We start from the raw sequence: 6,707 nt of genomic DNA, 5'->3' as shown, positions 1-6,707 counted from the left end.
CGAGAGGTTTACGCCCGGTTCTGCGAGAGCCGGGGGGTGCGATTCCCCCCGGCTACTCACCTGGGTGACCCAGGCCGCGGTTGGATGCTTCGTGACCCCGAGGACGTGGGCACGGCGGGTGGCGTGCTCGACGACGAAGAACACGTAGATTCGTTGGAGGAATACGGTGTCCACGGTGAAGAAATCGCAGGCGAGGATGCCGGAGGCCTGGGCACGTAGGAACGTGCGCCAGGAGGCATCGGCCCGCCGGGGCGCGGGATCGACGCCGGCGCGGTGCAGGATCCGCCAGACGGTGGCCACCCCGACCGGGTAGCCCAGCCCGACGAGCTCTTCCTGGATCCGGCGGTGGCCCCAGGTCGGATTCTCCCGTGCGAGGCGCAGGACCAGCTCGCAGGATCTCCCTGCGGATCGGTGGCCGTCCGGGGGTCTTGCGTGGGTAGGTCCGTTGTCGGGCGAGGAGCTCGCGGTGCCAGCGCAGCACGGTGTCCGGGGTGATGACGAACGAACCCCAGCGGGCCCGGGGTAGCAGCCGGGACAGGGCTGCGAGGATCACCCGATCCGCCGGTTCCAGCGTCGGGCGGTTCACCTGCCGTCGTAACACTGCCACCTGGTGTCGCAGGACGAGGAGCTCTACGTCCTTCGCGGTGTCCCCGCGGACTCGGAGCAGCATCAGTCCGAGAGTGTTGCGTGTCAGGGCGTAGAGCAGCGACCACACCATGACCATCCAGCCTGCCCGACACAGGCCCAGTCCGGCGGGCAAACGTGCAGGTCACCGCCCAAATCGAGGTTCTGGAGCCCCATAGGCAGGAGTCGACACGGAGATAGCCGCCGACCAGGTCCGATGTCATCGCGCGACAGGCAATGGCACCAGCCAACGGGAACGCGGCAGCACTCACCACGCCCAGGTCGGTGATCTCGACCTGGCGGGAAGAGAACACGGCCCCGGCCGGTCGATGCGGGTCACGGTGATGATCCCTTACCTGCGGGGCGGTGAGGAGATGCTCGCGCTTGTCTCACCGACATCACCGATCTGCGTCAGGCCGAGGGCGAGCCGCGCCGGCTCTACGAGCAGGCGCAGCGCGGCCGGGCCTGGCTGGCGGCGAGCACCGAGATCACGACCAGCGTACTGGCAGGAGCTCGCCGATTTTTGTCTAGGGGATTAGGGGCAGATCGTCGGGGTCTGCGCCTTCGAGCGCGGCGAGCGCGTGCGGCGACACCGGTGCCTCGAGGAAGCCCACCAGGCCGTCGAGAAGATCGCTGACGTGGACGGCGAAGGGGAGCACGCGTCGGCCGCCGGCCTGCGCCCGCTCACGGTCTGCCGCGGCGTGCACGCTGAACGCGAGAGCCTGGGCGATGCGGTGGGTCCGCAGCGGCTCGGGGATGTGCGGGAGCAGGGATCTGACTTGTTCGTGAAAGGCCTGCGTCGCCTGCTGGAACTCCTCGGCAAGCGTGGCAAAGAACTGCCGGCGACCGTAAGGTTGCAGCATGGCCACGAAACTCAGGTAGTTACTCTCCTTCTGTTCTCCCTGTTCGAGGATCGGCAATACGTAGCACTCGACCCACGACCGCAGGTCGTTAGGGTGCAGCCGGGCGATGAGTATCCGGCGTCTCTCGTGCAGAGACGGCAGGCGGTACTCAAAGATTGCCCGAATCAGTTGGTCCTTCGAGCCAAAGTGGTACTGGACTGCGGAGTTGTTGCCGTTCCCCGCGGCAGCGCCGATCTGCCGCAGAGATACCCCCTCGATGCCCCGCTCGGCGAAGAGTTGCTCGGCGGCCCGGACGATCTGCTCCTTCGTCGACGGCGAGATCGTCAGCACGTCAGGCATCGAAACACGCGGAACCGTGAGAGTCAACCGTCTTAGCTTGTCGCTTCATCCCCGAATGTTACGCTGTGTAACAGCTGCTGGTGCTGTGGGGAGGGTCGGCGTGTCCTAGCGACGAGGGCGATCTTAGGAAGAGCGTGCTCTCGCCAAGGGAGCCGTCAGTGGCCCTAGCGCAGGGTCGGGGCCACGGGGGCCTTGTGCGACGGGCTGAACAGTGGACGGTGAGAGATCGCCCGCTCCAGCGCGCACGCACCAGCCTTGTGGTGCTCTCGGCGACCGACGGACGGCTCGTCCTTGTGGTGAATGCCAGTCCGTGGCTGGGCTCGGAGGCGTCGATCAGCGCGGAGCGGGGAGTTCTACCTTAGGTATGGCCGGGCGACGAACTAGCCTCAGCTGATCCCAAGCCGGCCACACTCCTTCGTTGCGGCCCTCGAACCCGGTCGAGCGTCGTGGACCGAGGTCCTGAGGGGTTCGATTCGGCCCCGCCGTCGAGGCCACGACAGTGATCGCTGATCAGCTCCGCGCTGTCGTGGGCCGTCTGATCGCGGCCGGGCCCTGGTGCGACGACGGCCCGTCCTGTCGAACCGACGCCTGACGTCGGAGCGGTCGGGGGTTGGAGTGACGTGCGCCCGTCCCGTCCGGGCGGGGGTGGTGAGCAATACGATCTTGACCTGCTCGGGATGGTTACTCCGTGCAGTTCGACCATGCGGTTCACAGGACTTCCCTTGCACCCTGCAGGTTGTGTAGATTCACCGGCGGCGGACGACCGGCTGTCAGCCCGGCGCGAAACCGTCTGCGCCATAACCGAGCTACCCGCCAAACAGGCCAGGTGATCGAGCTAACGCTTGGGAGAGTGCCCGCGGGCCGTGTCGGCGCCCTGATCGATACGGGCGGGGACCGAGATTCGTCGTAGTCCGTGGTGGGTCAGTGTTTTATGCCGCAATGGACTCTGGGAGAGGTCCATGAGTGTTATTCGAGTGATCTACTGGGTGGTACGAGTTCCGGCACAGCCGTCCCGACTTCCGCTGTAAAGCAGCGCCGATATCTTCTCCGCCAGTGATTGGGCCTGTTCTCTGAGTTCCGGGATCGCCGTCGTCTCGAACAGGCCGCCCCGGCGCGGGGGGCCCATCGTGAAGGCGTTGCTGTGGGGTCGCCCGTCGCGAGCGATCAGTCGCCCGCTCGGATCCGTCTCCAGCCCGAGGCGTAGCGGTTCGACTCGCGCGAAACCCGAGGTGAGGAGCTGGGCTGTCAGCCTGTCCGGGGAGCGCGAGACGTCGGCCGGCGGGCCCGAGCAGTCGACGATCCAGTGGAACCGCCGCTCACGGAGCTGGCCGTCATGCAGGAGCCTGACCAGCAGCGCGTCGCCGTCGTTCGCCGCCTCGACGACGCTGCCCCGGCCGAGCCGCAGCTGCCGCCGCCGCACCAGGTCGTCGATCCAGACAGCGACCTCGGGCGCCATCCGGTGACGGTGGATGTCCCAGTAGCGCCCGAACCGGGCGAGGAGAACACGTCGGGAGTCGTGGTCGAGTCCGTTCCACACCTGCTCTGACCGGGCTCGCAGGCTGTCGACGACCTCGCGCCACCGACAGGGGTCCACCGCCGCGGCGCGGCGGATCGCGCGGACCAGGTCACGAGGGCCCGCACCGGACGACGGGCTGAAATTCACCGCGGGGACCGGGCCCGCTGCGGGATCCGCCGGCCGGTGCCGGTGGGGAAGCAGGCCATGCCGGGAGACGGCATGGATCGTCAACCTCGGCCGCCGCTCCGTGAGCCGCAGAGCCACATCCACCATCGTGAGCCCGGTGCCCAGCAGGAGAACGTCGTCCCCGTCCTCGATGCGTCCGAGAGCGTCCCCGCGCAACGGGTCCGCCACGTAGCGCGCGGCGCAGCCGGGCTTCGTTGCCCAGCCGGGAGGCTCCCTGGGAAGAACGCCGAGCGCCAGGATCGCGCAGTCGGCGTCGATCGGCTCCCTGCCCAGCAGCCCGATCCGGAGCCCTGCGGTGTCCGGGGCGGCGGAGACCTCGGTGGCTTCGGCCGGCACCCGCTCGATCGCGCCGGGCAGCGCGTCTCGCTCGGCCGAGGCGAGGACCTCGGTCAGATAGGACCCGTAGAGTCCGCGTGCCAGGAAAGCACCGGGGTCCGCTGGGACTCCGGCGCCCCGCGCCCATTCGACCAAGTGCTCCGGCTGGTCGGGAAAGGCGCTCATACGGCCGGCCGGCACGTTGAGGTGGTGCCGGGGATACGTGGTCCCGTAGGCGAGCCCTGGCCCATAGCCGGCACCGCGGTCGATGATCGTGATGCGGACCGGCGCTCCGGACCTTTTCGACTCCCGCAGCAGGTACGTCGCGCACAGCGCGCCGCTGGCGCCTCCTCCCACGATCGCCACGGACGGGCCGCCGACACCTGTCCGACCTCGATACCCGGCAGCTGCGTCACCGCGCGCATGTCCCTCGGCGTGAGTCATCCCGGCTTCCCGCTGCCCGTGTGCCGGCAGCCCTTCCCGGCGGCCCGCGGGGAAAGGCCGCGGGGGCCCCGGTCAGGCGTCATGGAGTGCGCGCAGGACGGTGTCGGCGAGTTCCGGGCGGCAGATGAGCAGGTCGGGCAGGTAGGGGTTGGGCTCGTTGTAGCGGAGGGGGCTGCCGTCGAGGCGGGAGGTGTGCAGGCCCGCGGCGTGGGCGACGGCGACGGGGGCGGCGGAGTCCCATTCGTACTGGCCGCCGGAGTGGGCGTAGACGTCGACGTCGCCGCGGACGACGGCCATGGCCTTGGCGCCGGCGGAACCCATGGGGACCAGTGCCGCGTCCAGGCGGGCGACAAGCTGGTCGACGCAGGCGGGTGGGCGGGTGCGCGAGACGGCGAGGCGGACCGGGCCGGATGTCGGGGCGGCGAGGGCCGGTGGTTCGCCGGTGTGCAGCACGAGGCCGGCGGCGGGCAGTCCGACCGCGCCCGCCGTGGGTGTCCCGTTGACGGCGAGGGCGACGTGGACGGCCCAGTCGTCCCGTGGCGGCTCGCCGTACTCGCGGGTGCCATCAAGCGGGTCGATGATCCAGACCCGGCCCCGGGTGAGGCGGACGGGATCGTCGGCGCTCTCCTCGGACAGCACGGCGTCGTCCGGACGTGCCTGCGCCAGCAGGCGCAGCAGCAGCTCGTTGGACTGGCGATCCCCCTCGGCGCCACCCTGCCCGCGGATGTCGAGGAGGAGGGACCCCGCCTTCTCGGCGAGGGCAGCGGCAAGTGCGTGATCGTCCATGCTGTTCATGCTCCGGCGGGCGGGGTCGGGCGAGACGCGGGCGGGGCGAGCACACCGGCCTGACGCAGGTGGTCGACGACCAGGTCCGCGGCGGCCGCGGCCGGGTGGGCGCCGCTGGCGTCAAGGCGCAGTTCGGGGTTCTCGGGGGGCTCGTACGGGGAGTCGATGCCGGTGAAGTGGACCAGTTCTCCGCGCCGGGCCTTGGCGTAGAGCCCCTTGCGGTCCCGGGCCTCGGCCACCGCCAGGGGCGCGTCCACGTGCACCTCGACGAACTCGCCCTCGCCGAGCAGGTCACGGGCCAGCGCACGTTCGGCGCGGAACGGGGAGATGAACGAGGCCAGCACGATGACGCCCGCGTCGACCATGAGCCGGGCCACCTCCGCCACGCGGCGGATGTTCTCGACCCGGTCGGCGTCGGTGAACCCGAGATCCTTGTTCAGGCCGTGCCGGACGTTGTCACCGTCCAACAGGTAGGTGTGGCAGCCCTGCTCGTGGAGCCGTTTCTCGACCAGGTTCGCGATGGTCGACTTCCCGGCACCGGACAGGCCGGTGAACCAGACGACCGCCGGGCGCTGCCCTTTCAGCCGGGCGCGGGCGTCCTTGTCCACCTCGACCGCCTGCCAGTGCACGTTGTCGGCACGCCGCAGCGCGAAGTGCAGCAGCCCGGCGGCCACGGTGGCCTGGGTGAAGCGGTCGATGAGGATGAACCCGCCCAGGTCCCGGTTGGCGGTGTAGGGGTCGAACGGGATCTGCCGGTCGAGGCTGATGTTGCACACGCCGATCTCGTTGAGATCGAGGGTGCGGGCGGCGGTGTGCTCGAGAGTGTTGACGTTGACCTTGTACTTCGGCTGAGTGACCGTCGCCCCGACAGTGCGGCTCCCGATCTTGAGCAGGTAGGGACGGCCCGGGAGCATGGGTTCCTCGGCCATCCAGACGAGGTGGCATTCGAACTGGTCCGCGACGGCGGGCGGATCCGAGGCCGCGGCGAGGACGTCGCCGCGGCTGACGTCGATCTCGTCCGTGAGCGTGAGAGTGACCGACTGGCCCGCGGCCGCCTCGTCGAGGTCGCCGTCGGCGGTGACGATCCGCGCGACGGTGCTTTCCTGACCGGACGGCAGCACTCGAACGCGGTCCCCGGGGCGCACGGCACCGCCGGCGATCTGCCCGGAGAAGCCACGGAAGTCCAGGTTGGGCCGGTTGACCCACTGCACGGGCAGGCGGAACGAGCCGGTGTGCAGGTCGTCGGCGATCTCGACGGACTCCAGGTGACCGACGAGGGTGGGGCCGGTGTACCAGGGAGTGTTCGGCGACAGTGCGGTGATGTTGTCCCCGGCCAGCGCGGACAACGGGATCGCGACGATGTCGCTCAGTCCGATCTCGGCCGCGAACGCCCGGTAGTCCGCCTCGATGCCGGCGAACACGTCCCGGGAGTAGTCGACGAGGTCCAGCTTGTTGATCGCCAGGACTATGTTGCGGATCCCGAGTAAGGAGACTAGGTAGCTGTGTCGCCGGGTCTGGGTGAGCACACCCTTGCGGGCGTCGACGAGAATCACCGCCAGATCCGCGGTGGACGCCCCGGTGACCATGTTCCGGGTGTACTGCTCGTGCCCGGGGGTGTCCGCGACGATGAACTT

4 protein-coding genes and 2 pseudogenes are annotated in these 6,707 nt (G+C 69.5%); 1 reads left to right on the top strand and 5 read right to left on the bottom strand.

From position 1 onward, the window contains the following. Positions 1–760, bottom strand: a pseudogene (locus MXD62_RS26725) (helix-turn-helix domain-containing protein); the annotation flags it as partial. Positions 761–1,151: 391 nt separating this feature from the next. Beyond that, positions 1,152–1,826, bottom strand: coding sequence for a TetR/AcrR family transcriptional regulator (locus tag MXD62_RS26720; RefSeq protein ID WP_248832177.1), 675 nt, complete (start codon positions 1,824–1,826; stop codon positions 1,152–1,154). 186 nt (positions 1,827–2,012) lie between these two features. Between MXD62_RS26720 and MXD62_RS39880 the strand changes: the two are divergent. Then, positions 2,013–2,400 (top strand): annotated as a pseudogene (locus MXD62_RS39880) (transposase); the annotation flags it as partial. A gap of 405 nt (positions 2,401–2,805) precedes the next feature. On the opposite strand, the gene MXD62_RS26715 reads toward MXD62_RS39880, so the two are convergent. The 3 genes from MXD62_RS26715 to cysC all read right to left on the bottom strand — a co-directional run. Next, entirely contained in the window at positions 2,806–4,209 is a 1,404-nt protein-coding gene (locus MXD62_RS26715) for an FAD/NAD(P)-binding protein (RefSeq protein ID WP_248832176.1), read from the bottom strand. Positions 4,210–4,359: 150 nt separating this feature from the next. Continuing rightward, positions 4,360–5,073, bottom strand: coding sequence for a 3'(2'),5'-bisphosphate nucleotidase CysQ (locus tag MXD62_RS26710; protein ID WP_248832175.1), 714 nt, complete (start codon positions 5,071–5,073; stop codon positions 4,360–4,362). 5 nt (positions 5,074–5,078) lie between these two features. After that, on the bottom strand, positions 5,079–6,707 hold a 1,629-nt coding region (gene cysC / locus MXD62_RS26705; protein WP_248832174.1), incomplete at its 5' end, for an adenylyl-sulfate kinase.

Origin of the sequence: Frankia sp. Mgl5, from assembly GCF_023242985.1 — a bacterium.
GTDB lineage: Bacteria > Actinomycetota > Actinomycetes > Frankiales > Frankiaceae > Parafrankia > Parafrankia soli.
This window is presented reverse-complemented; position numbering and strand designations above follow the sequence as displayed.